The sequence below is a fragment of the Alcanivorax xiamenensis genome (assembly GCF_009846745.1).
In the GTDB taxonomy this organism is placed as follows: domain Bacteria; phylum Pseudomonadota; class Gammaproteobacteria; order Pseudomonadales; family Alcanivoracaceae; genus Alloalcanivorax; species Alloalcanivorax xiamenensis.
Genome location: NZ_AQPF01000016.1, coordinates 56,599 through 80,528, shown reverse-complemented (window position 1 = coordinate 80,528; position 23,930 = coordinate 56,599). Strand labels below are relative to the sequence as shown.

21 protein-coding genes are annotated in these 23,930 nt (G+C 62.0%); 12 read left to right on the top strand and 9 right to left on the bottom strand.

What is annotated here, in order from left to right; genetic code table 11:
- Positions 1-234 precede the first annotated feature (234 nt).
- Positions 235-1,083, top strand: a complete 849-nt coding sequence (folD, locus tag A6D6_RS11705; protein ID WP_159660825.1) for a bifunctional methylenetetrahydrofolate dehydrogenase/methenyltetrahydrofolate cyclohydrolase FolD — start codon at positions 235-237, stop codon at positions 1,081-1,083.
- A 157-nt stretch (positions 1,084-1,240) separates the two neighbouring features.
- Here folD and A6D6_RS11700 read toward each other — a convergent pair whose 3' ends face one another.
- Genes A6D6_RS11700 through A6D6_RS11690 form a run of 3 tightly spaced genes read right to left on the bottom strand, consistent with a single transcriptional unit; the run spans position 1,241 to position 4,434 of the window.
- Complete coding sequence (locus A6D6_RS11700) at positions 1,241-2,128, bottom strand: efflux RND transporter periplasmic adaptor subunit (protein ID WP_159660824.1); 888 nt, start codon at positions 2,126-2,128, stop codon at positions 1,241-1,243.
- A complete protein-coding gene (locus A6D6_RS11695) occupies positions 2,121-2,339 on the bottom strand; it encodes a DUF1656 domain-containing protein (RefSeq protein WP_133490932.1) in 219 nt (72 codons plus the stop codon). The genes A6D6_RS11700 and A6D6_RS11695 overlap by 8 nt, the downstream gene beginning before the upstream one ends.
- On the bottom strand, positions 2,329-4,434 hold the full coding sequence (locus A6D6_RS11690; protein WP_159660823.1) for an FUSC family protein: 2,106 nt from the start codon (positions 4,432-4,434) through the stop codon (positions 2,329-2,331). The genes A6D6_RS11695 and A6D6_RS11690 overlap by 11 nt, the downstream gene beginning before the upstream one ends.
- A gap of 168 nt (positions 4,435-4,602) precedes the next feature.
- Between A6D6_RS11690 and A6D6_RS11685 the strand changes: the two genes are divergently transcribed.
- Positions 4,603-4,938 (top strand): YegP family protein, encoded by a 336-nt coding sequence (locus A6D6_RS11685; RefSeq protein WP_133490934.1) that lies wholly within the window; start codon positions 4,603-4,605, stop codon positions 4,936-4,938.
- A gap of 53 nt (positions 4,939-4,991) precedes the next feature.
- Here the strand turns inward: A6D6_RS11685 and A6D6_RS11680 are convergent, their stop codons facing one another.
- On the bottom strand, positions 4,992-6,674 hold the full coding sequence (locus tag A6D6_RS11680; RefSeq protein WP_159660822.1) for a glutamine--tRNA ligase/YqeY domain fusion protein: 1,683 nt from the start codon (positions 6,672-6,674) through the stop codon (positions 4,992-4,994).
- Positions 6,675-6,803: 129 nt separating this feature from the next.
- On the opposite strand from A6D6_RS11680, the gene A6D6_RS11675 reads away from it, so the two are divergent.
- From A6D6_RS11675 to A6D6_RS11665, 3 genes are read left to right on the top strand one after another with little or no spacing between them, the layout of a single operon-like run.
- Complete coding sequence (locus tag A6D6_RS11675; RefSeq protein WP_133490936.1) at positions 6,804-7,301, top strand: peptidylprolyl isomerase; 498 nt, start codon at positions 6,804-6,806, stop codon at positions 7,299-7,301.
- A 3-nt stretch (positions 7,302-7,304) separates the two neighbouring features.
- Complete coding sequence (locus A6D6_RS11670) at positions 7,305-7,895, top strand: peptidylprolyl isomerase (RefSeq protein ID WP_133490937.1); 591 nt, start codon at positions 7,305-7,307, stop codon at positions 7,893-7,895.
- 5 nt (positions 7,896-7,900) lie between these two features.
- Positions 7,901-8,638: a UDP-2,3-diacylglucosamine diphosphatase gene (locus A6D6_RS11665; protein WP_159660821.1), complete on the top strand. Its 738-nt coding sequence runs from the start codon at positions 7,901-7,903 to the stop codon at positions 8,636-8,638.
- Between the two features lie 139 nt (positions 8,639-8,777).
- Here the strand turns inward: A6D6_RS11665 and A6D6_RS11660 are convergent, their stop codons facing one another.
- Complete coding sequence (locus tag A6D6_RS11660; RefSeq protein WP_159660820.1) at positions 8,778-9,392, bottom strand: MiaE family protein; 615 nt, start codon at positions 9,390-9,392, stop codon at positions 8,778-8,780.
- A 231-nt stretch (positions 9,393-9,623) separates the two neighbouring features.
- Here A6D6_RS11660 and A6D6_RS11655 point away from each other — a divergent pair, with 231 nt between their 5' ends.
- Positions 9,624-10,526 (top strand): lysophospholipid acyltransferase family protein, encoded by a 903-nt coding sequence (locus A6D6_RS11655; RefSeq protein ID WP_159660819.1) that lies wholly within the window; start codon positions 9,624-9,626, stop codon positions 10,524-10,526.
- A 119-nt stretch (positions 10,527-10,645) separates the two neighbouring features.
- Here the strand turns inward: A6D6_RS11655 and A6D6_RS11650 are convergent, their stop codons facing one another.
- Complete coding sequence (locus A6D6_RS11650) at positions 10,646-11,227, bottom strand: TetR/AcrR family transcriptional regulator (RefSeq protein WP_159660818.1); 582 nt, start codon at positions 11,225-11,227, stop codon at positions 10,646-10,648.
- 148 nt (positions 11,228-11,375) lie between these two features.
- Between A6D6_RS11650 and A6D6_RS11645 the strand changes: the two genes are divergently transcribed.
- From A6D6_RS11645 to A6D6_RS11630, 4 genes are all read left to right on the top strand, one after another.
- The gene (locus tag A6D6_RS11645; protein WP_159660817.1) at positions 11,376-12,206 is read left to right on the top strand and encodes an alpha/beta fold hydrolase; all 831 of its coding nucleotides are present in this window, start codon (positions 11,376-11,378) and stop codon (positions 12,204-12,206) included.
- Between the two features lie 74 nt (positions 12,207-12,280).
- Positions 12,281-13,435, top strand: coding sequence for a multidrug effflux MFS transporter (locus A6D6_RS11640; RefSeq protein WP_236564089.1), 1,155 nt, complete (start codon positions 12,281-12,283; stop codon positions 13,433-13,435).
- Between the two features lie 295 nt (positions 13,436-13,730).
- Entirely contained in the window at positions 13,731-16,331 is a 2,601-nt protein-coding gene (gene acnB / locus A6D6_RS11635) for a bifunctional aconitate hydratase 2/2-methylisocitrate dehydratase (protein WP_159660815.1), read from the top strand.
- A gap of 178 nt (positions 16,332-16,509) precedes the next feature.
- Positions 16,510-17,892, top strand: a complete 1,383-nt coding sequence (locus A6D6_RS11630) for an MFS transporter (protein WP_236564088.1) — start codon at positions 16,510-16,512, stop codon at positions 17,890-17,892.
- A gap of 11 nt (positions 17,893-17,903) precedes the next feature.
- Here the strand turns inward: A6D6_RS11630 and A6D6_RS11625 are convergent, their stop codons facing one another.
- Positions 17,904-18,482 carry a TetR/AcrR family transcriptional regulator gene (locus A6D6_RS11625; RefSeq protein ID WP_133490945.1) on the bottom strand — a complete coding sequence of 193 codons (579 nt, stop codon included), beginning with the start codon at positions 18,480-18,482 and terminating at the stop codon, positions 17,904-17,906.
- 178 nt (positions 18,483-18,660) lie between these two features.
- Between A6D6_RS11625 and A6D6_RS11620 the strand changes: the two genes are divergently transcribed.
- Positions 18,661-19,080, top strand: a complete 420-nt coding sequence (locus A6D6_RS11620; RefSeq protein ID WP_133490946.1) for a PaaI family thioesterase — start codon at positions 18,661-18,663, stop codon at positions 19,078-19,080.
- A 27-nt stretch (positions 19,081-19,107) separates the two neighbouring features.
- On the opposite strand, the gene A6D6_RS11615 is transcribed toward A6D6_RS11620, so the two are convergent.
- Complete coding sequence (locus A6D6_RS11615) at positions 19,108-20,040, bottom strand: LysR family transcriptional regulator (RefSeq protein WP_159660814.1); 933 nt, start codon at positions 20,038-20,040, stop codon at positions 19,108-19,110.
- A 128-nt stretch (positions 20,041-20,168) separates the two neighbouring features.
- On the opposite strand from A6D6_RS11615, the gene A6D6_RS11610 reads away from it, so the two are divergent.
- Positions 20,169-21,851 (top strand): sulfatase family protein, encoded by a 1,683-nt coding sequence (locus A6D6_RS11610; protein WP_159660813.1) that lies wholly within the window; start codon positions 20,169-20,171, stop codon positions 21,849-21,851.
- A gap of 492 nt (positions 21,852-22,343) precedes the next feature.
- Here A6D6_RS11610 and A6D6_RS11605 read toward each other — a convergent pair whose 3' ends face one another.
- Entirely contained in the window at positions 22,344-23,846 is a 1,503-nt protein-coding gene (locus A6D6_RS11605; protein WP_159660812.1) for an alpha/beta hydrolase family protein, read from the bottom strand.
- Positions 23,847-23,930 lie beyond the last annotated feature (84 nt).

Here is a 23,930-nt window from a genome sequence, read left to right as displayed (position 1 = left end):
GTGTTGCGTGTTGCGTGTTGCGTGTTAGCGACCCGCTCCACAACGGTGAGACAGCAATGGCTCCCGGCGATTTTTTGTGACCACCGTCCATGGCGGTCACCCTGTGGGCCGTCGCCAAGGCGACATCAAAAATCGCTCCCGGCGATTTTTTGCTCCAACCCGCCGACCGTGCGAGAATCGCCGCGCGATTCCCACCGCTTTCCTTTTATATGTTCCAAGGACCAAGAGAGACCCATGAGCGCGCAGATTCTGGACGGCAAGGCCCTGGCTCAACGCTTCGAGCAAGAGATGTCACAACGGGTGGAAGCCCTGAAAGCCGCTTCCGGCGGCCGCACGCCGATCCTTGCCACCATTCTGGTGGGCACCGATCCGGCCTCCGCCACCTATGTAAAGATGAAGGGCAATGCCTGCCGCCGCGTCGGCATGGATTCCCAGGCCATCGAGTTGCCCCAGGAGACCACCACCGAGCAACTGCTGCAGCGTATCGAGGAGCTCAATGCCAATCCGGACGTGCATGGCATTCTGCTGCAGCACCCGGTGCCGGAACAGATCGACGAGCGCTTGTGCTTTGACGCCATCGCCCTGGGCAAGGACGTGGACGGCGTTACCTGTCTCGGCTTTGGCCGCATGGCCATGGGCGAGCACGCTTATGGCTGCGCCACGCCCAAGGGCATCATGCGCTTGCTGGAGCACTACCAGGTGCCGCTGGAGGGCCAACACGCCGTGGTCGTGGGTCGCAGCGCCATTCTCGGCAAGCCGATGGCGATGATGCTGCTGGGGGCCAACGCCACCGTCACCATTTGCCACAGCCGGACCCGCAATCTGCCGGAGCTGGTGAAACAGGCCGACATCGTGGTGGGCGCGGTGGGCAAGCCGGAGTTCATCAAGGCCGACTGGATCAAGGACGGCGCCGTGGTGGTGGATGCCGGCTATCACCCGCAGAAGTGCGGTGACATCGAATTGGCACCGCTGGTGGAACGGGTCGCCGCCTACACGCCGGTACCCGGCGGCGTTGGCCCGATGACCATCAACACCCTGATCTTCCAGACCCTGGAAGCGGCGGAAAAAGCATTGAAGGGCTGACGCAACACGCAACACGCAACACGCAACACGCAACACGCAACACGCAACACGCGATCAATAGCGTTACCGGGCACGGCCATCCCGGCAACAGCCCCCCGATCAGGAATAAGCACGGCCAACCGGCCACTCCTGATTTTGCGTGCTGGCGTGTCGCGTGTCAGCGTGCCCGCGTCTTTTCCGGCAACACCTGCACGCTGGCGGTCATGCCGGCGCTAAGCAACAGCGTTTCCGGGATCTCATCGAACTCCACCCGCACCGGAATCCGCTGCGCCAGCCTTACCCACTCGAAGGTCGGCGCCACGGAAGGCAGTCCCTTGTCCGCCGTCACCGCGTTGCTGTTGGCGATACCGCGACCAATGCCGGTGACCTTGCCGGTCAGCGCTTTGCCGGCACCCAGCAGATGAATACGAGCCGCATCCCCTACCCTGATCTGATGCACCTGGGTTTCCTTAAGATAGGCCTCGACCCAGAACGACTGGTCATCCACCAGTGTCACCACCGGCTGCCCGGCCTGGGCGTAATCACCGGTATGCGCCAGCAAATGAGTGACGAAGCCGGCTACCGGAGCCTTCACTTCACTGCGAGCCAGATCCAGTTCCGCCCGTGCCAGGGCCGCTTCCGCCGCCTGCAGATCAGCCCGCGCCAAAGCCGCCTTGTTATCCGCTTCCTCCCGTTCCTCCTGGGAAATGGCTCGCCCGAGGCTGCGACGGCGGCTGGCTTCCCGGGACAGCAGATTCAGTTCCTGGCGCCGGTGCGCCACCTCGGCCCTGGCCTGATCCAGCGCCAGTTGATAACGGCGCGGGTCCACCAGCAGAAGGGTTTCGCCCTCCTCCACGTACTGATTATCCACCACCTTCAGGGATTGGATCGCTCCGGACACGTCCGGGGCCACGCTCACCACCACCGCGCGCACCCGGGCATCCCGGGTCCAGACATCCTCGAAATAGTGGCGCCACAGATACCACACCGCCACCGCCGCGGCCGCCACTAGCAGCGCGGTGAACAGATAAGCGCGCCAGCGGCCGCCTTCCTTATTATTAGCCATGCATACTCCCCAGCGACAGCCACGCCCCCATCACCAGGGCGAGCACGATCAAGAACACACAGAATCCGGCCAGGGCCGGATGCCACAGGTGCCGGTAGCCATCAGAACGACTGATCAGACCGTGCACCAGCAGAAACAACAGCAGGGCCAACAGCACCTGCGGCACCAAGGGCGGCAGCAACACGCCGCCCAGCTCAATCTCATACAGCATGTGCTATCTCCAGCCCCCGCCAGCGGCCGGCTCCGGATCCGGCCAGGAAGAAGCCGCCATAATTTCCGATCATATTGATCTGCATACGCAGACGCACCACCGCCCGCACCAGCCGGCGGCGCTCACCCTCGCCTTCCGCTTTGTTATAGGCTTGCTGACACTGCCGCAGTGCGCGCTCGGTGTCCGCCGACAATTGCCGCCAGCGGGCCTCGTCACCGTCTCTCAATACTCTCTGAGTGTCCCGGATAAGCCGCGTCAGGGTGAGCCGGATCGGATCAGGCACGCCACGCCGACACAAGGCGTCGAGAAACAACAGCCCCAGCCCCAGCGTCACCGCCGCCATGGCGCCGTGCAACAGTTCCCCGTCCTTTGCACTCTCCGGACTCAGTCGCGGCAAGGTTCGGGCAATGCGGTCATACAGCACGGTTTCCATTTCGTGACGGGGACGGCGGCGGGCCATGGGCCAGCGCCCGAGAGTGCGGCACAGATCCCGGCACAACCGGGTACGGGCGGTGGCGGCATCATCGCCGGGCCAGATCAGCAGAAAGGCCAGCACCGGCAACGACATGCCCAGCGCCAACCCAAGCACGTTGTTGAACAGAGGCAGAGCCGAGAAGTCCTGTTGCGGTCCGAGATCCAGCAGGATCGGGAAAAAGATCACGGTGGCGGTGCCCATGGCCATGCTCGGCAGCTGTGTCATGGCCAGACCGGCCAGCAGATACACCGGCGCCAGCAACAGCACCAGAGCGGCGAAACCTTCCGTGCCCGGCAGCAGAACCAGACGATAGAGCGTGGCCAATACCACCGCCAGGGAGGCGCCTTTGAGGAACCCGGACACCGCCTTGAGCGGATCGTCCCGGGTGGAGAACAACGCGCACACCACTCCGGTCTGGATCACCATCAAAGTACCTTGGTCCTGCGGCGCGGCGCTCCAGAACCAAAGGCTCAGAGCCGCGGCAATGGCAATCGCGGTACGCCCGGCGCTGCGCAACGCCTGCCCATGATCCAGGTGCAATCGTGACGTGCCGGACCGCCACGACTGTGTCAGGGCCTGGTCGCTCAGCATGGCGTAAAGAACCACGCTGGAGCGCAGGCGATCACACAGCTCGCCACAGTGTTCCAACGCCAGCTGAAGGGCATGAAAACGCTGTTCGTTGTCGCCCACCGCCTCCTTGCGCAGACCGCGGGCCAGGTCCCGGGCCTGATCATGGAGCTCCGACAAGCGAACCCGCAGGCTTTCCGGGTCCAGGTCTCCATCCAATTCCGCCATGCCACGCAGCAAATCGTCGAGGCGCTCCTGTTGATACACCGAGGCATAGCGGTTGACGTAGGCCCCCAACGGTCCCACCGAGGAAATCAACGCCAACATCTCATGTCCCAGACGACGGCACAGTCCAGCCCGACGCCGCAGTTGCTGGGAATCAAACAGGGCGTTTTCGCGCAGGGCTTCCAGCGCCATGCCACTGGCAATCAGTTCGCGTCGGCGCAACTGCAGGGTGCGATTGTCGGCGCGTCCGCCGGCGGTATCCGCCACCAGTGCGATCAAGTCCCGCAATTGCTGTCGACAACGGTGCAGATAAGCGGTGGCGGCGGAACGGGGCCAGATCAGCACGCTGGCGGCGGAAGCACAGAGGATGCCGAGGCTGATCTCGGTGACCCGGGCCACCGCCACGGTGAACATCTGATCCGGCTGCGACAGGGCCGGCAAGCCGATGATCAGCGCGGTGTAGCCGGAAAGCACGAAGGCGTAGGAGCGGAAATTGCGCAGCAGATTGGCCAGGTAGGTACACAGGGCCATCCAGGCCGCGATGGCGATAAAGAACAGCAGCGGTTGCTGCGCGAACCCGCCCACCAGCAACAACGCCATCACCGCGCCCAGCACCGTGCCCACCAGTCGCGACAGCCCCTTGGCGATCACCATGCCCCCCAGCGGTTGGGCGACGATGTACACCGTCATCAACGCCCACTGGGGTTGGTCCAGCCCCAGCAGCAGCGCCAGATACAGTGCCATCATGCCGGCAGCGAAGGTCCGCAGGGCGAATTGCCACTCCTTGCGCCCGGAGTCGCGTATGAACGCCGGCACCGCCAAGATCATCCACGCTTCCCCTTTCCCTGTGCTCGTCGCGGCAGTATACAACGAGGCGACGTCGACGCTCCTACGAAGCGAAACCAACGCTAAACACTTTTACAACCCTTGTCACATCACAATGGCACACTCTCTTATAGCCCCTGCTTCCGGGGGCGCGAACCAAGGAGAGACACCATGGCAGGAAAGTTTGAGCTGGATAAAGCGAGCAACGGGCAGTTTATCTTCCGACTGAAAGCCGCCAACGGTCAGGTTATTCTCGGCAGCGAGCAGTACACCACCAAGGAGGCCTGCAAGAACGGCATTGAGTCGGTACAGAACAATGCCGCCAAGGACGAGCGTTATCAACGCAAGGAAGCCAAGGACGGTCGTCATTATTTCAATCTGCTGGCCGGCAACCATCAGGTCATCGGTACCAGCCAGATGTACAAGGACACCGGCGGCATGGAAAACGGTATCGACTCGGTAAAGACCAACGCACCGGGCGCCGCCGTGGACGATCTCACCGACTGAAGTACAGGGGCGGCGGTCGCCGCCCCTTTATACACCCAACGCCGTGGCCCGATTCAGGCCTCGCGAGGCCAGGATTCGCGCAACCCCACAGTGCGATTGAAGATCAGGCCATTCTCGTCGCTGTCCGTGTCGACACAGAAGTACCCCTCCCGCTCGAACTGATAGCGGGTTTCCGGCAATACCCCTTTCAGGCCTGGCTCCACCACGCAGTGATCAAGCACCTGCAGGGACGCTTCGTTGATGTGATCCAGGAAATCCTCGCCCTCGCCCACGCGGGTCGGCATCGGCACCTTGAACAGACGGTCGTACAAACGCACCTGGCATGGCAGCCCCAGAGGGGCGCTGACCCAGTGGATAACCCCGCGCAGTTTACCCTGCCCTTCATCATTCTCCGGGTTCTTGCCGAGCGTGTCCGGATCATAGCTGCAGTGGACCTCGACAATCTCCCCGGCAGCGTCACGCACCACCTCCTCGGCACGCACCACATAGCCGTAGCGCAACCGCACCCGATCCCCGAGCACCAACCGCTTGTACTTCTTGTTGGCTTCCTCGCGAAAGTCCTCACGGTCGATATAAACCTGGCGGGTCAGCGGCATTTGCCGGGTGCCCATGGTTTCGTTCTGCGGGTGCACCGGCGCCTGCAGCCATTCGGTCTTGTCCTCAGGCCAGTTGCGGATCACCAGCTTGAGCGGGTTAAGCACACAGAAGGCCCGGGGCGCATGCTGATTGAGGTCGTCGCGCACCGAGTCTTCCAGAATCGACATGTCGATCACCGAGTCCGCGCGGCTGACTCCCAGATTCTCGCAGAACCCGCGAATCGATGCCGGCGTGAAACCACGGCGGCGCAGACCGCTGAGCGTGGGCATGCGCGGATCATCCCACCCGGCCACATGGCCTTCGTCCACCAGCTGTTTGAGGCGGCGCTTGCTGGTCACCGTATAGTTGAGGTTGAGCCGGGCGAATTCGTACTGACGCGGCTGCGCCGGCACCTCCACGTGCTCCACCAGCCAGTCGTACAGAGGACGATGATCCTCGAACTCCAGGGTGCAGAGACTGTGGGTGATGCCCTCGATGGCGTCCGACAGCGGATGGGTAAAGTCGTACATCGGGTAGATGACCCACTTGTCACCGGTCTGGTGATGCGTTTTTTTGCGCACCCGGTACAGGATGGGGTCACGCAGATTGATGTTGGCGCTGGCCATGTCGATCCTGGCCCGCAACACCGCCTCGCCTTCCTCGAAACCGCCGTCCCGCATGCGCTCGAACAGCGTCCGGTTCTCTTCCACGGACTGTTCCCGGTGCGGGCTGTTCTGGCCCGGCCGATTGTAGTTACCGCGCATTTCCGCGATTTGCTCCGGGCTCTGGGTGTCCACATAGGCCAGGCCCTTGTCGATCAACTGCAGCGCGTATTGATACAGCTGGTCAAAATAGCCGCTGGCGAAACGCACCGGTCCGGTCCACTGGAACCCGAGCCATTCCACGTCCCGCTGGATGGAGACGATGTACTCCTCCTCCTCCTTCTCCGGATTGGTGTCGTCGAAGCGCAGATGGCAGGCGCCACCATAGCTTTCGGCAATACCGAAATTCAGGCAGATGGACTTGGCATGGCCAATATGCAGGTAGCCATTCGGCTCCGGTGGGAACCGGGTCACCACCCGGCCGTCGTTTTTACCTTCGGCGAGGTCACGATCGATGATCTGTCTGATAAAATTACTGGGCGCTTTCACGTCACTCATTAAGCCGCCTGCGGCTGAAATACGGGGGGCATTAGTGTACAGTGCGCCCCTTTACAGTCAAAGACTCAGGAGCCGGTCGAAACGCCCCCAGACGCGCCAGACCTTCCGGCTCCCACCAAGGAGAACTCCATGAAAGTGGTGCTGACGACCACCTACGGCAAGATCACTCTGCAACTGGATAGCGAACGTGCGCCGAAAACCACGGAAAACTTCCTCTCATATGTCCGGGAAGGGTTCTATGACGGCACCATTTTTCACCGCGTCATCGGCAACTTCATGATCCAGGGCGGCGGTTTCACCACGCAAATGGAACAAAAGCCGACCCAGGCGGCGATCGAGAACGAAGCCGCCAACGGCCTTTCCAACGAAATCGGCACCATCGCCATGGCGCGCACCTCCGATCCGCATTCCGCCACCGCTCAGTTTTTCATCAATGTGGCGGACAACCACTTTCTGGACCAGGCCCGCTCCCCGGACGGCTGGGGCTACGCGGTGTTCGGTAAGGTCGTGGAAGGCATGGAAACGGTGGAAAAGATCAAGGAAGTGCCCACCGGCCGCAGTGGTTTCCACCAGGATGTGCCGCAGGATCCGGTGCTGATCGAATCCGCTCAGATCATCGAGGACTGATCCATGCGTCTGCTGATCGCTCTGTCCGTCCTGCTGATAAGCTCCCTGACCTGGGCCGCCAACCCTCAGGTACGCCTGCAGACGTCCATGGGTAACATCACCATCGAGCTGTTCCCGGAACAGGCGCCCGAAACGGTGGAGAACATTCTGCGCTACGTGGACGAAGGCTTCTACGACGGCACCGTGTTTCACCGCGTGGTACCGGGATTCGTGATCCAGGGCGGCGGTTTTGACCGCGATCTGCAGCAGAAGAAAACCCACGCTCCGATCAAGAATGAGGCCGACAACGGTCTGAATAATGAGCGCGGCACCCTGTCCATGGCCCGCACGTCCAACCCTGATTCCGGCACGTCCCAGTTCTTCGTCAACCTGAAGGACAACGCCATGCTCGACCACACCGCTCCGACCCCGCGTGGCTGGGGTTACGCGGTGTTCGGCAAGGTGGTGGACGGCATGGACACGGTGGACCGGATCGCCAAGGTGCGCACCGGCGTCGGCCGCCTCAACGGCGCCCACAGCGTCCGCGACGTGCCCAGCACCCCGGTGATCATCGAGCGGGCGGTACGCCTGGATGAAGACAGCCAGGCCGACTGAGCATCATGAGCTATACGCTGTTTATCTCCGATCTGCATCTGGACCCGGCGCGACCGGAACATCTGGCCGCCCTGGAACAGTTACTGGAAGAACACGCCGGCAAGACCGATGCTCTGTATGTGCTCGGCGATCTGTTCGAGGCCTGGATCGGCGACGATGACGATGCCCCCTTCAACCGCCGGGCCATCGACGCCTTCCGTCGCTTCAGTGATACCGGCAGCGCCCTCTATTTCATGCACGGTAATCGCGATTTCCTGCTGGGCGAACAATTCGCCGCCCAGTGTGGTGGCCAGTTGCTGGATGAAGGCACCGTGGTGGAGCTGTACGGTACCCGCGCCCTGCTCATGCACGGCGACAGCCTGTGCACCCTGGATACCGCCTATCAGCAGTTCCGGGCGCTGGCCCGCAATCCGCAGTGGCAGCAGGCCATGCTGGCCAAGCCCCTGGAAGAACGACGTGCCATCGCCCAGGGCATGCGCATGCAAAGCCAGGGCAACAACGCCAACAAGGCCGAAAACATCATGGACGTGACCCCGGAGGAAGTGGTCCGGGTGATGGAGGAAGCCGGCGTCCAAAACCTGATCCACGGCCACACCCACCGCCCCGCGGTCCATGAGGTTCCCCTCCCCAACGGCACCGGCACCCGCTGGGTACTCGGCGACTGGGGCGATCTGGGCTGGTGGATCATTGCCGATGAGACGGGCCTGCGGCTGGAAAGTTGGGAAATCAGTAGAGACAGTTGACAGTTGATAGTGGACAGCTGACAGCGAGAAAAACAAAAAAGCCCGATCCTTAGCCGCTGTGGGAAGCTTGCTTGCAAGCGAATGGGCTTCACTTCAGCGGCTGGTAATATTCGCTTGCAAGCAAGCTTCCCACAGCGGCTCAGTCCAGCTTTGGTCCTGGAACGCCGGAATGAAAGCGGAAGGCCTCATCCGGCTCCTCGATCAGTTCCTCTTCCTTCTCCTTAAAGAACGCCACCCGGTCCTCGATGTCCGTGTCGCTGTAGCGGCGGGCGAGGTCAAGGTAATCCTCGAAATGGCGGGATTCGCTTTTCAGCAGGTAGCGGTAGTAACGGCCCAGCTCCTCGTCCACATGGGGAGCCAGCGCGGCGAACCGTTCGCAGGAACGGGCTTCGATCAGGGCACCGATGATCAGCGTATCCACCAGCCGGCCCGGCTCGCTGGTGCGCACATGACAGCGTAGCCCCTGGGCATAGCGTGACGGTGACAGGTGGTCGTACCGCACGCCGCGCTCGCGCATCAGTTTCACCACCTGTTCAAAATGCAGCAATTCTTCCCTGGCCAACTGGCTCAAAGTATCCAGCAGTTCCGGCCGGTCCACGTAGCGGAACATCAGATTGAGGGCCGTTGAGGCAGCCTTCTTCTCACAATGGGCATGGTCGATCAGCAGCAGATCGGGGTTTTCCAGCGCCCAGTCGATCCAGGCCCGGGGCGTGGCACACGGCAAAAAGGCTTGCAGGGCGGATATGTCGGTCATGGCTTCCTCGTTTGGTCCGGCGGCGATTATAGCGGCCCGCCGGCGGGCAAGCACGCCGGACGCCGATAATGAAAAGCCCGACCCTTCGCCCTGGCAAGCCTTGAAAACGCTTATTTATGTCCGCAATGCTCCAAGATGCGATGTTCTAAAGTGTCTGGCATCTGGCGTCCAGCGTCCGGCGCTTCCTTTCCCCTCTGGCGTCCCGCGCCCAGCGCCGTATACTTGCCTGCCATGGGACGTCGAACCAATCCACGCATACAAAAACTGAAAGGGAATCTGGTGGTGGCCGGATTGCGCCTGCTCGGCCTGTTGCCTTTCGGGCTGAACCGGGCTCTCGCCACCGCCGTGGGCCGCCTGCTCGCGGCCCTGCCCACCGAGGCCCGGCGCGTCACCCGGATCAATTTATCGTTGTGCCTGCCGAATCAGCCGGACCCGGATCAACTGGTCAGGGATTCCCTGGTGGAAACGGTGAAAAACACCTTCGAAATCGCCCTGTTCTGGCGCCGCCCGGAGGAAGGCCTGGAGCGGGTGGTGTCCGTGGATGGCGATGGCCCGCTGCGCGAAGCAGTGGACGCTGGTCAGCCGGTGCTGATCCTGGCACCGCATATCGGCTGCTGGGAAGTGCTGAATTTCTGGCTGGCACGGGACTTTCCGCTGCATGTGATGTTCGCCCCTTCCGGCATGGCCGAGGTGGATGATCTGATCAAAAAAGGCCGCGAGCACTTCGGCTCCACCATGTACCCGGCCAGCGCCCGCGGCGTCGCCGGTCTGGTGCGAGCCATGCGCAAGGGGGCGATGACCGCGATTCTGCCGGATCAGGTGGCGGATCGCCGCAGTGGCCGGTTCGCTCCGTTTTTTGGCCAACCCGCCTACACCGGCACCCTCAGTTGCAAACTGGTGCAACAAACCGGCGCCCGGGTGTTCATGGCCTGGGCCTGCCGTCTGCCCGGCACCGGCGGTTTCGAAATCCGCGTGCGCCCGGCCCACCAGGACATCCACGACAGCGACCTGGATCACGCGCTGAAGGCCATGAACCAGTCCATCGAAGCGCTGATTCTGGAGGAACCATCCCAGTATCTATGGAGCTACAAGCGCTTTCGCCGCCAACCTCCTGGCGGTACGCTGCCGTACTAGGGAACCTCTGAAAATGTCATGCCGGACTCGATCCGGCATCTCCCTCTACCACGCCATACGCCCTGCGCAGGGAGTTCCCGGGTCAAGCCCGGGATGACGGGGTGTTTTGCAGAGGCACCCTAGTTTTTCGCCCCCACCTCCAGCGCCGCTTGCGACGCCGCCCGTCGCAACCCGCGAGCCAGATCGGCATCGTCAGTAGCGCGCGACAGCACCAGCGCCCCCACCAACGTGGACAGTACCGCCATCGCCTGCTGTTGGCGCTGCTCTTCGCAATCGCCAGCGCATAATCCGGCCACGAAATCCAGGAAGGTCCGCAAATTATCGGTAAACGCTGCTTTCAGTGCCTCCGGCTGGCGGGCCGTGTCCACCGCCAGCGCCGCCAGTGCGCAGCCGTCTTCCGGGTGTTGCTGGTGATAGCGCGACAGATAACCACCGACAAGATTTCGCAAAGCCTCTTGCCGAGGCTGCTCCGCCAACGGACGCCAGCGTTCCAGATTGTACCGCTGAGCCCGGTTCAAGGCCTGCACGGCCAGATCCAGCTTTGACTCGAACTGCCCGTAGAATCCGCCCCGGGTCAGCCCCGCCGCCTGCATCAGGTCGTTCAGGCCAACACCGTCAAACCCTTTCTCGCGGAACAATTGTCCCGCCGTTTCGATGACCCGCTCACGGTTCTCTTCGGCCTGAGCCCGGGTGACCCTCATGATCCATCCTCCTTGCCACGGAACGGAAATCGCCCCGGCATCAGTCTGAAAGTGCTTGACGTATTTTAAATGATGAGTGACATTTATTCAAACATGTTGATCATCATTTAACCGGCTCGCCACGCCGAGCCCTCTTCGAGGAGGTCCCATGCCCACTCCACAACAGCCAAAGTCCATACCACCGGCCCTCATCAGCGCATTCGCGGTGCCGGAGCGTCCGCCCTTGATGCCCCAGGAACAGGAACGGCTCGACGGCGGCGAAAAAAAAGTTCACTCCACCGCCATGGGCACCCTGGTGAGCTGGACCTTCGGCGCCGGCCCCCGGATCGTTCTGGTCCACGGCTGGAGCAGCCGCGCCGCGCACATGCTCGGCTTCGTCGATCCGCTGCTCGCCGCCGGATACAGTGTCTCGCTGTTCGACGGGCCGGCCCATGGCGACGCCAGTGGTGACCGGGCCAGCGTGGTGCACATGGGAGAAGCGCTGCTGGCACTGACCCGGGAATGGGCACCCGTGCATGGTGTACTCGCCCATTCAGTAGGCTCCGCCGCCGCCCTGTGGGCGTTTCATCGTGGATTGAACGTTCACGCCAGTGTCCACCTGGGCGGCCCTGTCTCGTTGTCGGCCATGGTGCGGCGACTGGCCACCGGCTTGGGGCTGGATCAGGCGAGTACCGCCGCTTTCGAGAAATGGGTGGAGGACTTCATCGGTCACCCGTTGACGGCGTTGGATCTTGAGGCCTTGAAGGATGGCCTGCGTCACCCCGGATTGATCGTGCATGATCCGGAAGATGACACGGTGCCGTTCAGCGCCGCCGACACCCTGCATCGAAACTGGCCGCAATCCGAACTGATCCGCGCCGACCGGCAGGGGCACCGGCGTCTGCTGCGGGATCCGGCGATGATTAGGCTTTGCAGCGACTTCATCGCCACCGCCGGCTTCCGGGAAATGGCGCGGGTGAACACGGGAGCTGAAGCGTGACCGGCCCGATATCCGAGGATGGAAACCCTCTCGCCCCTGCTCTGGAAGCTACTCGAGAATTCAATGGTAACTTATTGATATTACTTGCTGGCCTTGCGGCCATCGGCACTCTTTCCACCAATATTATTCTGCCTTCCTTTACCTCCATGGCCACCGACATCGGCGTGCCGGCTCGGGATCTGGGGCTGCTGTTGTCGAGTTTTTTTGCCGCTTTCGCCGTCGGCCAGCTATTGGTCGGCCCGTTATCTGATCGATACGGCCGCCGCCCTCTGGTGGTATTGGGGTTGGCGATATTCATCGCAGGCAGCCTCTGGTGCAGCCGGGCTGATAATATGAACGGATTGATCGTGGGCCGGGTGATTCAGGCCCTCGGAGTATGCGCGGCCTCGGTTCTGTCCCGCGCCATCGCCCGAGATTTGTTTGACGGTGAAGTTCTGACCCGCGCCCTGGCGTTAACCATGGTGGCGATGGCCGCGGCCCCCGGCTTCTCGCCGTTGCTGGGCGGCGCTCTGGAGCAGGCTCTGGGCTGGCGTGCCAACTTCCTGATGGTGGCCGTGCTTGGCGCCGTCCTGATCCCTCTTTATTTGTCAGGCGCCGGTGAAACCCTGCCACCGTCTCACCGCAACCGCAAAGCGCTGACCGCCGCCGCGCCGGGTTACCTGCGCCTGCTGTTCGATCCGCGGTTTCTGCTGCCCGCCCTCGCGGTGAGCCTGGTGATCGGAGGCCTGTACGGTTTCTTCGCCGCGGCCCCCGCGATTCTGATGGGGCACCTCGGGCTCAGTGCCTTGCAATTGGGGTGGTTCTTCGCCGCCACCGTGTTCGTGGTGTTTGCCGCGGGTTTCCTGGCCCCTCGTTTCGCCCGGCGATTCGGCACCGTTCCGGTGGGGCTGGCGGGCATTCTCATCGCCCTGATCGGCGGTCTCGCTCTGCTGCCCAACCTTGCCGGGGGTCTAGTTCCGTTCTCCCTGGCAATCGCCGTCTTTCTGTTCGGCATGGGGTTGATCAATCCACTCGGCACCGCCCTTACCCTGCATCCCTTCCCCGACCGGGCCGGACTGGCTTCGGCGTTACTCGGCTGTCTGCAAATGAGTTGCGCGGCGGCGATAACAGCACTCACCTCGGCACTGCCGTTGCCGCCGGTAACGGCTCTGGGGACGATTCTGGCCTCTGTCTCGGCGCTGGCTCTGGCGGCGTTTCTACTGTACCGGAATCGAGTGACAGCCAGTTAATTCAGGACACGATGCGCCTGCATGCCGATTCGCTGCCAAGGCAGCTTCCCACAGGGGGCCACGGAGCCGCTGTGGGAAGCTGCCTTGGCAGTGAATGGGTTTTTGACTTTGATCCGGCCTCCGAGCCGCGCTTCCAGTGATTACGAACATTCATACCATGAATGGCCACAGGCCCCGTTTGGCTTAACAGATGATGGGGTTTCCGCTATACTCCGCCCGCAATTCCGACCCCCAGAGACACCCTAACCAGCTGATTTTCAAAAGAAATTGGCCAAGACGAAACGAGGGATACGCTGTGCTAGACGCCTATCGCAAACATGTCGAAGAGCGCGCCGCCGAAGGTGTGCCGCCCAAGCCGCTGAACGAGCAGCAAGTTGCCGAACTGGTTGAACTGCTGAAAACCCCGCCGGCCGGCGAAGAGGAGTTCATTCAGGATCTGTTCGTCAACCGCGTCCCGCCGGGCGTGGACCAGGCCGCATACGTCAAGGCCGCGTTCCTGACCGCGATCATCAAAGGCGAAGCCAGTTCCCCCCTGATCGACCGCAAGCGCGCCGTTCAACTGCTGGGTACCATGCAGGGCGGTTACAACGTCGCCACCCTGGTGGAAGCGCTGGACGACGCCGAACTGGCGGAAATCGCCGCCAACGAACTCAAGCACACCCTGCTGGTGTTCGATGCCTTCCACGACGTGGAAGACAAAATGAAAGCCGGCAACGCCAAAGCCAAGGAAGTGATCGAGTCCTGGGCCGAAGGCGAATGGTTCACCAAGCGCCCGGACCTGGCGGAGAAAATGTCTCTGACCGTCTTCAAGGTCACCGGTGAAACCAACACCGACGACCTGTCCCCGGCCCAGGACGCCTGGAGCCGCCCGGACATCCCGCTGCACGGCAACGCCATGCTGAAGAATGCCCGTGAAGGCATCTTCCCGGAAAAAGACGGCGAAATCGGTCCGCTCAAGCAAATGGAAGAACTGAAGGCCAAAGGCCTGCCGGTTGCTTACGTGGGCGATGTGGTCGGTACCGGTTCCTCCCGTAAGTCCGCCACCAACTCCGTGCTGTGGCACTTCGGTGAAGACATCCCGTATGTGCCCAACAAGCGCGCTGGCGGCGTTTGCATCGGCGGCAAGATCGCTCCGATCTTCTTCAACACCATGGAAGATTCCGGTGCCCTGCCGTTTGAATGCGATGTTTCCAAAATGGAAACCGGCGACCAGATCGACGTCTACCCGTTCGAGGGCAAGGTCGAGAAAAACGGCGAAGAGATCGCCGAGTTCGAACTGCGCTCCCAAGTGCTGCTGGACGAAGTACGCGCCGGTGGCCGTATCAACCTGATCATCGGTCGTGGCCTGACCACCAAGGCTCGCGAAGCGCTCGGTCTGGCACCGTCCGAACTGTTCCGTAAACCGGAGCAACCCGGTGATTCCGACAAGGGTTACACCCTGGCCCAGAAGATGGTCGGCAAGGCCTGTGGCATGGAAGGCGTGCGCGCCGGCATGTACTGCGAGCCGAAGATGACCACCGTGGGCTCCCAGGACACCACCGGTCCGATGACCCGTGACGAACTGAAAGACCTGGCCTGTCTGGGCTTCCAGGCGGACCTGGTGATGCAGTCCTTCTGTCATACCGCCGCTTACCCGAAACCGGTGGACGTGGAAACCCAGCACACCCTGCCCGACTTCATCATGAACCGTGGCGGTGTGTCTCTGCGTCCGGGCGACGGCATCATCCACTCCTGGCTGAACCGCATGCTGCTGCCCGACACCGTGGGCACCGGCGGTGACTCCCACACCCGTTTCCCGATGGGCATTTCTTTCCCGGCCGGTTCCGGTCTGGTGGCGTTCGCCGCCGCCACCGGGGTTATGCCGCTGGACATGCCGGAATCGGTGCTGGTTCGCTTCAAGGGCAAGCGCCAGCCGGGCATCACCCTGCGTGACCTGGTCCACGCGATTCCGCTCCAGGCCATCAAGGAAGGTCACCTGACCGTTGCCAAAGCCGGCAAGGTCAACGTGTTCTCCGGCCGCATCCTGGAAATCGAAGGTCTGGAAGATCTCACCGTGGAACAGGCGTTCGAACTGTCCGACGCTTCCGCCGAGCGCTCCGCCGCGGGCTGTACCATCACCCTGTCCGAAGACAGCGTGACCGAGTACCTGAAGTCCAACATCACCATGCTCAAGTGGATGATCGCCAACGGTTACGGCGACGCCCGTACCATCGAGCGCCGTATCCAGGGCATGGAAGAGTGGTTGGCCAACCCGAGCCTGATGCGTGCCGACGCCGATGCTGAGTACCACACCGTCATCGAGATCGACATGGACCAGATCAAGGAGCCGGTACTGTGCTGCCCGAACGATCCGGACGACGCCAAGACCCTGTCCGACGTGGCCGGCGCCAAGATCGACGAAGTGTTCATCGGTTCCTGCATGACCAACATCGGTCACTTCCGCGCCGCCGGCAAGCTGCTGCAAAAAGTGGAAAGCGGCACCATGCCGACCCGTCTGTGGATCGCGCCGCCGACCAAGATGGATCAGCGCCAGCTCACCGAAGAGGGTTACTACAACATCTTCGGCAGCGCCGGTGCCCGCACCGAGATGCCGGGTTGCTCCCTGTGCATGGGGAACCAGGCCCGGATCGCGCCGAAGTCCACCGCGGTGTCCACCTCCACCCGGAACTTCCCCAACCGTCTGGGCCAAGGCGCCGATGTTTATCTGGCGTCCGCGGAACTGGCGGCGGTGGCTTCCATTCTGGGCAAGCTGCCGACCGTGGAGGAGTACATGGAATATGCGGATACCATCGATTCCATGTCCGATGAGATCTACCGCTACCTGAACTTCGACCAGATGGACGAGTATCAGGAAGTGGCGGATACCGTGAAGATCCCGGTGGCGCAAGCCAGCTAAAGGGAACCTTCCCGTTGTAAAAAAGCCCGGCCTTCGCGCCGGGCTTTTTTTGTCCGCTCATAAAGTGTCCGCGGAAATTTACCTTGAAAACGGATTATTGCTCCCAGTGGCATCCCACCTTCAACGGAGTATGATGATTTTTTTGATCTTTTGAACGCTTGCGCCAGGAGCTTTTTTCTTGCCTGACAGTACATCGGGCCAACGCCGCCCGGACCAGGACGGCCTGCCCACCGAGCAACGGCGCTGGGCCATGTTCGCCATCGTGGTCAGCGTCGGTCTGGCGGTGCTGGACAGCAACATCGTCAACGTGGCTCTGCCTTCCATTGCCCGGGATCTGGAGATCAGTCCGTCGCAATCGGTGTGGATCGTCAATGCCTATCTGCTCGCCGTCGCCACCACGCTGCTGCCGCTGTCCTCGCTCGGCGACATCGTGGGTTACCGCCGGGTCTACCAGACCGGGCTGGCGGTGTTCACCATCGCTTCCCTGGTGTGCACGCTGGCGGATTCCCTGGTGACACTCACCGCCGCCCGCTTTTTTCAGGGGTTGGGAGCGGCCGGCGTCATGAGCGTCAACGCGGCTCTGGTCCGCTTTATCTATCCGTCACGTTTATTGGGCCGGGGCATCGGCCTGATCGCCATGGTGGTGGCGTTATCCTCGGCGGTCGGCCCCACGGTGGCCTCCGGCATTCTGTCGATGGGGTCCTGGTCCTGGCTGTTCGCGGTGAACATCCCACTGGGCTGTCTGGCCTTCGTGCTGGCCCGCCACAATCTTCCCGAAACCGGACAGGCCCCACGCCGCTTCGACTGGGGCAGCGCGCTCCTCAATGCGCTGGGCATTGGCTTGCTGGTCATGGCGGTGGACAGCCTTGCCCACGGCATGGGCGGCACCCTGGCGGCCCTGGCGCTGGCCGCCTCGTTGGTGGTGATCGCCCTGCTGGTCCGCCGGCAGTTGTCCCAATCCTCACCGCTGTTGCCGGTGGATCTGCTACGTATTCCGCCGTTTGCCCTGGCCATTGGTACCTCGTTTTGCGCCTTCACCAGTCAGATGGCGGCGTTCATCGCCCTGCCCTTTTATCTTCATGACATACTCGGTTACAGCGCGGTGGAAACCGGGCTACTGATGACCCCGTGGCCCGCGGCCGTGGCGGTCACCGCCCCCATCGCCGGACGGTTGGCGGATCGCTATCCGATTGGCGTGCTGTGTTCGATGGGGTTGCTGCTGAAAGTGGTGGGACTGGTGTTGCTGGCCTTACTGCCGGAGCAACCGCCGTTGCCGGCGCTGCTCGGCGCCATGGCGTTGTGCGGCATTGGTTTTGGACTGTTTCAGGCGCCCAACAACCGCGCCATGATCGGCTCCGCGCCGCGGGAGCGCAGCGGCGGCGCCGGTGGCATGCAGGGCACCACCCGTCTGATCGGGCAGACTCTGGGCGCGGCGCTCACGGCTTTGGTGTTCGGGCAATTGGCGCACGGCATTACCCCGGCATTGTTCATGGCCGCCACGTTCTCCGGTGTCGCCGCGATCATTAGTCTGTTTCGGATCCGCTACACGCCCAGGCCGTAATCACGAGCCACTCAGGCCGACAGCGCGCGCCAGGTCACGGCCACCAGTTCATCCAGGTGCGAGGTTGGGGCGGCAGCGCTGTCCGACGCCAACCAGGCCCGACACAACAACTGGGCCGGTCCCAGCAAGGTGGCCACCACCACCTCCGGTGACACCGGTTTGAGAGTGCCTTCCGCAACGTGCCGCCGTACCCAGGCGGACACCGTCGACATCAGCGCGGTATTGGCCTGATCCACCTGACGGGCCAGATCTCCGCCCCATCCGGTATAGCCACGTTCGGACAGGAACCGGGCCCGATCCCGGTTTCGTTCGGTCCATTCCAGGTGGTAACGCAGTACCGCCGCCACGCTCTCTCGAGCTCCGCCACTTTGCTTCAGTTGTTCCGCCAAGCCGTTCTGATAGTCCTGGATCCCCTCCAGGTAGACCGCCTCGCACAGGCTCTGTTTGTTGGCGAAGAAGTGAAACAGGCTGCCATTACTCACTTCCGCGCGCTCACGAATCGCCTGCAAGGTGGCACTGGCCACGCCTTTTTCCACGAAAGTGGCCAGCGCGGCGGCAACGATCTTGTCACGTGTGTCCGAACTCGGCATTCCCAACCCTCGGCAGTGGGAAATGGAAGTAGAAGGTGCAGAGAGGCAAGCACCCTAATGCGATTCACGATAACGCACAACCTGAGTGGATTGACGCCATTAGAGTATAACTCTAGAGTAATACTCTGTTTCTGGTGCCGCTATTCCGGCGGTACCCCAAACCAGGGAGTTTCTCTCCATGCACGCGTCTTTGCAGCAAGCCCGGCAGGTCCTGGCCGAGCAAGCCTTCAGCACCCTGTTGGGAACGGAGTTACTGGAATACCAGCGCGAGAAAGCGGTTCTGCGCCTGCGGGTCAAGGACGATCTGCGTCAACAATATGGCTTCGTCCACGGCGGCGTCCTGAGCTATCTGGCCGATAACGCGCTGGCATTCGCCGGCGGCACGGTCCTGGAACCCTTGGTGTTTTCCTCGGAATTCAAGATCAACTACCTGCGCCCCGCCGGCGGCGACACCCTGCTGGCGGAGGCCTCGGTGATTCACGCCGGCCGTAATCAGGCCGTGGTCCGTTGCGACATCTACGATTGCCGCGGGGAGCAGCGCAAGCTGTGCGTGGCAGCCCAGGGCACCATCGTGCGCAGTCCACCGCCCGCCGGTTGAGGCCGGAGTCGAGCTCTGGGCAGACAGCTAACGCCAGGGAGAATCGCCGCTTTTGACCAACAGTTGCCAGACCCGCGCCGCCGCGTCGGACAATGGATGTGAGCGCAGCCGGCAGGCACTGACATCCACCCGTACACCGGTGTCCAGAGGCAGGGTCACCAGATGCCCCGAGGCGATATCCGCCTCGATCAGCAAATCCGGCGCCACCGTCACCGCCTGGCCGGCCCGGCACAATGCCAGACAGGAACTGATCGCCGCCATCTGATATTCAGCGCCCTTACGTTGTTCCAACAAGGTCTGGAACCAGGGCGCCAACCGCTGACGATAGTCAACCGGCACCCTGGGCAATGCCCAGGGCATGCGGGCCATGAACGCCTGTGCCGCGACCGGATCCTCGGTGACCGGCGCTTTCTGCTCGCGAACCCAGGCCGCCGGCGCCACCGCCCTCAACGGCAAATGACGTAACGGCTGAACCACGGTGTCGGCCTGATCCGCCAGGGTCTCCAGTTGCGGGCGATCATAGACCAGGAAGTCGTACCGGTAGGCATAAAGGCCTTCCTGCAAGGCATCAAACTGATCCGCATGCAGGTCCAGCCGGATACTACTGCCCTCACGACGTAACGGTCCCGCCAGACTCTGCCCCAGAATGTCCGGCGCGAAGGGCCCGCAACCGATCCGCACCACGCCACTGCGTCCTTCGTGGAAACGGGTCACCAGCAGATCCAGGCCGGCCACTTCGTCGAGCACCCTGCCCGCCTGCTTGTACAACGCCCGGGCCAGGTCGGTGGGGCGCAGGGAGCGCGTGTGTCGTTGGAACAGAGCACCGCCGAGACGCGCTTCCAGCTTACCGAGACTGTGGCTCAGGGCCGGTTGTGACATCCCCAGGGCACGCGCCGCCGCCGACAGGCTGTCGTGCTCGTACACCGCCCGGAATTGAACCAGCTGTTGCAGGGGCCACATCGTCGTTCTCCTTATTGTTATCCGGCCATCTTGGAAGATTCATAAATAACAAGAATGGATTTATTCACCCTGTTTATCAATGATCCCGGCATACTCCGGTCATCCAATAACCAATAACAGGGCACATCATGACCGGACCGGATCGGCGCACCGTTCTCAAACACCTGGCCTTGGGGGCCGCCGCGCTGGGAGTCAGCCGCCCCGCCGGCGCCCGCGCTCCCTCGCCGACCGGCGGTGACCGGCCGCTTAATGTACTGCTGCTGGTATCGGACCAGGAACGCTCCTGGATGGATCTGCCGGCGGAGCTGGATCTGCCGGCGCATCGGACCCTGCTCGCCGAGGGCGTGGGCTTCAACCAATATCATGTGAACACCTCGCCGTGTTCTCCGTCACGTTCGGTGATGTACACCGGGCAGCACACCATGCGCACCGGCATGACCGCCAACCTGCATGCGCCGCCGTTCCCCACGCTGAATCCGGACCTGCCCACGGTTGGCCACTTCTTTCAGGAAATGGGCTATCACACCGCCTACAAGGGCAAGTGGCATTTATCCGACATCGAGGACGGCCCGGGTTTGCTCTATGGCAGCTACCCCAGCCGCGACAAGGCCCTGGAGGAACATGGCTTTCATGACTACAACCTAACCGGCGATGTGCACGGCTCGGTATGGCAGGGTTATCTGGCCAGCCACTGGCTGGCCCGGCGCAGCCACCAGTTGGACAAGCCATGGATGCTGGCGGTGAACTTCGTCAATCCCCACGACATCATGTTCTTCTCCAGCGGCGCGCGACAGGAACAATCACGAGTCAATCCGGACTTCATGGCACCGCTGCGGCCGCCGCCCAACGACCCTGTATACGAGGCGGACTGGCGCCATATTCCGCTGCCGCGTTCCTTCCATCACGCCAACCTGATGGACAAGCCCTGGTGCCACCGCTCCTACGCCCAGGTCCTCGACGCCATTTATGGCCGCATCGATAAACAGGACGAGGCCGCCTGGCGCGCCAACCAAAGCTACTACTTCAACTGCATCCGTGATGTGTCCCGCCAGGTGGAACACGTACTGCGGGCCCTTAAGGTCAGTGGCCAATGGGACAACACCATCATCGTCTATACCGCTGACCACGGCGAAATGGCCGGCGCCCAGGGACTGCGCCAAAAGGGCCCGTTGATCTACAAGGAGAACAGCCGCGTTCCCCTGATCATCCGTCATCCGGATGTGCGGGGCGGACGCCGGGTGGACAATCTCGGCAGCACCGTGGATCTGCTGCCCACCCTGGTGGGGCTCGCCAGCGCGGGCAAACACAAGAGCGATACGCCGGGAGTGGACCTGAGCCCGGCGCTCAACGGCAAAACCACCGAACGAGACGATCGGGGCGTGCTGTTCGCCTATGGCGTGCTGCTTTATACCGATCCGGAAGCCACCCGGCGGCTGGCCAAAGAAGGGGATGAGATCACCCCCATGGCCATGCTCGCCGACTTTTTCAAGCAACTGCGCCTGGGCCCCGAATTGGGTAATCGGGGCCTTCATAGGGGGGTGCACGACGGCCGCTATAAGTTCGCGCGCTATTTCAGTCCCGACAGCCATCACACGCCGACGGACTGGGAAACGCTGCGAGCGCATAACGATCTGGAGTTGTATGACACTCATACCGATCCGGATGAGCTCAACAATCTCGCGGCCGACCCGGAGAAGGTAAAGCCTCTGCTGATGGCCATGAACGAAAAAACCAACCAATTGGTGGCCGCCGAAATTGGCAAGGACGAAGGCCAGGAATTCCCCGGCCCGACCTTTCTTTACCGACTTTGACGGAGAACAACACCGCGGCTCCCCCGCGGTGCTTTTTATGGCGGTCCCATGTGAAACGGCATGGGACCGTTTTTTTTATTCGCCGTGATATCAGAGCAAAATGGGATTGCCCTCCATCAGAGACGCGGATCTGTACGGGGGGCTTCCGGGAACGCCGTGAATACATCCTTGTAGGCTCCCGGTTTGACGTCCCTGTCAAACAGGGTCCCGGAAGCCCCCCGTACAGATCCGCTTCGAGTGAATCCCAACATCTGGGGTCCCAAGCACGACGAACCTTGCGGAATGAGGAGATCGCTCCATCTCTTCCATCGTCGCCGCTGAGAGGCTTGTTAAGAACACCAATGCTTGCCCGTCACCTCGAAGCTGGGCTGCGTTATACCTTTGCGGGACCCTGCTTCACGACGTTCCCGCAAAGGTATAACGCAGCCCAGCGTCCCTGATGGAGGGAAGTTTTCGCGCCGCGACCATCACCTTTAAAATCGCTCCCGGCTTTTAACCGGCTCGTTCCTGCTCCCGTCCCCAATAGAAGTCCTCCCGCCAATAACGGAACTTGCCGAAATCGCCGTGATTCCGCGGCACGCTGTCGTCGTTGGCGGGAAACACTTTCAGGTAGGCGTTGCCGGCATCACGGTAGAACGGCAGCAGATGACGGGCGTTGGTCCAGCGGCCGGAGCGGCGATCCAGCATGTGATCCGGTTGCGTCAGCATATCATCCAGCCACACCAGCAAACTGCCGTTGGGAATCAGGAAATAGCCGCGCACTTCCCGTTCTTCACTGGTGGGATGCAGAACCAGATTATAGAACGCCACCTTCGGATCGTCCGCGTGGGCTTTCAGCCAGGGATAGGTTTTGTCGATCCAGTTGCGGCTGCTGTCGGCGGCGCCCATGTGGATGATGGTTTTATACGGCAGTTGCGGGTACAGGGACACCAACTCGTTGGCGACGATGGCGCCCATGCTGTGCCCCACCAATGTGATTTCCATGGTCATACCCGCCGGTAACCGCCGGTTCAGCTCATCAAGACGCCGTGCCAGCACCGCCACCACGCCATTGCCTTCCACCGCGCAATCGTCACCACAATAGTCCTCGTTGTAGCCAAGCACGTCCGCTTCCATGGTGGTCAGATGCTTGGTGCGCCGCAGCATCATGCTCCAGGCCGGTGTCCCCAGGCCCTGCACCGCCGGCGTGGTCACCAGACGGACCACGCCCGGCACCACCTGCCCGGTGCGATACAGCGTCTGGTCCAGGAAGGAATAGGGCTCGCTCTCCGGCCAGTACAGGGCCTCATCGTCCTGGTAGTCGGGCCGGTCCCGATCCATGCCGCGCTGTCTCGCGTCAGCGGCGGCGATGCTGTTGGCGGTCACGTCCCAACCGGTTTCCGGAAATTTCACCAGACCGCTCAAGGTGTCGCTCAGGGTATAAACCGTGCCTCGCACCGGGGCCATCGGACCACGGGCAACGCCACCGTTACGCACCGAGGTGAAGCGGTCCCAGAACGAGACAAAGGCACCGGAGCGCCAACTGACATAGAGTGGATAGAAACCGTCACACTCCATCTCCGCCAGATAACGGTCCAGGCGTTCGTCGTTATAACTGGGGTGATTAAGGCCGCCATGGAAGAACAACAACACCTTTAGAGTGTCACCGCCCCGCCCTTTTTCCTGCCGGGCTCGCTCCAGCATTTTTGCTTCAATGTCATCAAGCAGTGCTTGATAGCGGGCGTACAGATTACGGTTCCCCGCCCCGGCCACGACAGCGCCGCGACGCTCGGCCTGGAACCGGTCCATGGATTTGAAGTTGGCCTGCTGATGTGAATACGGATCATAGGCTCCGTTGAGGTCGCTGCCGATATGGTGCAACCGTTTGGGGTCGTTCTGATCATATTGGGGTTTGGGAAAAAGCCGGGCACAGCCGGACACCATCATCAGGCTGGCGGCAAGCAGCAACACACCTGACAAACGGGCCCGGCCCGTCACACTGGGGGTGGCTGGCATACTGAAATCCTTATTGTGTTGTTATTTGGTTTTGGTCATTCCCGCCCTGAATAGAGCACGGATTAAAATGTGACGTCAATCACA

Coding starts and splice junctions, on each gene's coding strand:
- folD (WP_159660825.1), top strand. CDS start 235: ATGAGCGCGCAGATTCTGGACGGCAAGGCCCTGGCTCAACGCTTCGAG.
- A6D6_RS11700 (WP_159660824.1), bottom strand. CDS start 2,128: ATGGCTAATAATAAGGAAGGCGGCCGCTGGCGCGCTTATCTGTTCACC.
- A6D6_RS11695 (WP_133490932.1), bottom strand. CDS start 2,339: ATGCTGTATGAGATTGAGCTGGGCGGCGTGTTGCTGCCGCCCTTGGTG.
- A6D6_RS11690 (WP_159660823.1), bottom strand. CDS start 4,434: ATGATCTTGGCGGTGCCGGCGTTCATACGCGACTCCGGGCGCAAGGAG.
- A6D6_RS11685 (WP_133490934.1), top strand. CDS start 4,603: ATGGCAGGAAAGTTTGAGCTGGATAAAGCGAGCAACGGGCAGTTTATC.
- A6D6_RS11680 (WP_159660822.1), bottom strand. CDS start 6,674: ATGAGTGACGTGAAAGCGCCCAGTAATTTTATCAGACAGATCATCGAT.
- A6D6_RS11675 (WP_133490936.1), top strand. CDS start 6,804: ATGAAAGTGGTGCTGACGACCACCTACGGCAAGATCACTCTGCAACTG.
- A6D6_RS11670 (WP_133490937.1), top strand. CDS start 7,305: ATGCGTCTGCTGATCGCTCTGTCCGTCCTGCTGATAAGCTCCCTGACC.
- A6D6_RS11665 (WP_159660821.1), top strand. CDS start 7,901: ATGAGCTATACGCTGTTTATCTCCGATCTGCATCTGGACCCGGCGCGA.
- A6D6_RS11660 (WP_159660820.1), bottom strand. CDS start 9,392: ATGACCGACATATCCGCCCTGCAAGCCTTTTTGCCGTGTGCCACGCCC.
- A6D6_RS11655 (WP_159660819.1), top strand. CDS start 9,624: ATGGGACGTCGAACCAATCCACGCATACAAAAACTGAAAGGGAATCTG.
- A6D6_RS11650 (WP_159660818.1), bottom strand. CDS start 11,227: ATGAGGGTCACCCGGGCTCAGGCCGAAGAGAACCGTGAGCGGGTCATC.
- A6D6_RS11645 (WP_159660817.1), top strand. CDS start 11,376: ATGCCCACTCCACAACAGCCAAAGTCCATACCACCGGCCCTCATCAGC.
- A6D6_RS11625 (WP_133490945.1), bottom strand. CDS start 18,482: ATGCCGAGTTCGGACACACGTGACAAGATCGTTGCCGCCGCGCTGGCC.
- A6D6_RS11620 (WP_133490946.1), top strand. CDS start 18,661: ATGCACGCGTCTTTGCAGCAAGCCCGGCAGGTCCTGGCCGAGCAAGCC.
- A6D6_RS11615 (WP_159660814.1), bottom strand. CDS start 20,040: ATGTGGCCCCTGCAACAGCTGGTTCAATTCCGGGCGGTGTACGAGCAC.
- A6D6_RS11610 (WP_159660813.1), top strand. CDS start 20,169: ATGACCGGACCGGATCGGCGCACCGTTCTCAAACACCTGGCCTTGGGG.
- A6D6_RS11605 (WP_159660812.1), bottom strand. CDS start 23,846: ATGCCAGCCACCCCCAGTGTGACGGGCCGGGCCCGTTTGTCAGGTGTG.